We start from the raw sequence: 1,306 nt of genomic DNA, 5'->3' as shown, positions 1-1,306 counted from the left end.
TTCTTGTATTACCGAACGAGTGCTGCAATTGCCAAGCTATCTTAATTAAATTTAACGTAATTCTCAGGATTTGTACAAGTTCGGGCAGAGAATCCCCAGCTACTGGGCAAGAGTACCAATCTTTGGGGGATATGCGATCGCTAGGATTGGTGATGGTGATGGTGTATGGACTAATCGTAAGAAATACTCATTTTTGCTTGAGGTTTTTCGATGCAAATCACTAAAAAGTGATGGAGGGAGTGGATGCTTTGCAACGAGGAGAAGGAATAGAGGGAGATATTGTTATTGCTCAACTGCGCGATCGTATTGCTATACTAAAGAAGAAATAGAAACAAGCGATCGCAATGAGTTTAGTCGAAGATAAAACCACTGGAATTATTCGTACCGAGAGAGGTTTGACAATTGCCGGAACGAGAATTACTTTATATCAAATTTTAGACTACATTCATGCGGATTATCCTCGCGAGTCGATTCGCAGTTTATTTCGCGTGACAGACGAGCAGTTTGCAGCAGCAATGTTATACATTGAGTCTCATCGCAAATTGCTAGAAACTGAATATAAAATAGTGTTGCGACAAGCAGAAGAAGTTCGCAAATATTGGGAGGCAAAAAATCGGGAACATTTTGAAAAAATTGCAAAATCAAAGCCAAAATCCGAATATCGAGCTATTTGGAAAAAGTTGCAAGAACGAAAGGAACAAAGAGAAAAGTTAAATTAATGATGTTTTTAATTGACCATAATATTGAAGGTCAAGCCGTTCTATTATTTAATAGTATCAAAGCTGGAGGTTGGCTCGAACTCCTTCCCATTCATTTTGTTATGTTTTCTGAAGCAAAATTAGCGATTAATAGCACCGATCGCGTTGTTTGGAAGTTTGCCCAAGAGAATAAGATGATCTTATTAACGGCAAATCGCAGTATGAAAGGAGAAGATTCTTTAGAACAGGTCATTCGCGAAGAAACAACACCCGAATCTTTACCCGTTATTACGTTGGGAAATCTCGATCGCATTGGCGATCGCTCTTATCGAGATCGTTGCAGCGATCGCTTAGTTGAAATTGTTCTCGATATCGATAATTTAAGAGGAGTTAGTCGAATTTTTATTCCTTAATACCTTGTTTTTATTTTTTCTGAAAAGCGTGTAAAACATAGACAGTTCCAGCTAATCTAACTGTATAAATAGTTCTGTAAGTGTTTCTGCTGATGATAGGCGATCGCAGTGGACAATTTGAGTGGCCGCGATCGCATTTTTTTACAAAGGTTCTTGTATTACCGAACGAGTGCTGCAATTGCCAAGCTATCTTAA

4 protein-coding genes are annotated in these 1,306 nt (G+C 38.5%); 3 read left to right on the top strand and 1 reads right to left on the bottom strand.

The window, feature by feature from the left end; translation table 11 throughout:
- From JUI58_RS01050 to JUI58_RS01040, 3 genes are all read left to right on the top strand, one after another.
- Positions 1-224 (top strand): hypothetical protein (locus JUI58_RS01050; RefSeq protein WP_204101890.1); only part of this gene is annotated, 224 nt, incomplete at its 5' end.
- A gap of 120 nt (positions 225-344) precedes the next feature.
- Positions 345-719, top strand: coding sequence for a DUF433 domain-containing protein (locus tag JUI58_RS01045; protein ID WP_204101889.1), 375 nt, complete (start codon positions 345-347; stop codon positions 717-719).
- Positions 719-1,111, top strand: coding sequence for an ACP S-malonyltransferase (locus JUI58_RS01040; RefSeq protein WP_204101888.1), 393 nt, complete (start codon positions 719-721; stop codon positions 1,109-1,111). The genes JUI58_RS01045 and JUI58_RS01040 overlap by 1 nt, the downstream gene beginning before the upstream one ends.
- A gap of 10 nt (positions 1,112-1,121) precedes the next feature.
- On the opposite strand, the gene JUI58_RS01035 is transcribed toward JUI58_RS01040, so the two are convergent.
- On the bottom strand, positions 1,122-1,306 hold a 185-nt coding region (locus JUI58_RS01035; RefSeq protein WP_204101887.1), incomplete at its 5' end, for a type II toxin-antitoxin system RelE/ParE family toxin.

This window comes from Spirulina sp. CCY15215, assembly GCF_016888125.1.
Taxonomy (GTDB): domain Bacteria; phylum Cyanobacteriota; class Cyanobacteriia; order Cyanobacteriales; family Spirulinaceae; genus CCY15215.
This window is presented reverse-complemented; position numbering and strand designations above follow the sequence as displayed.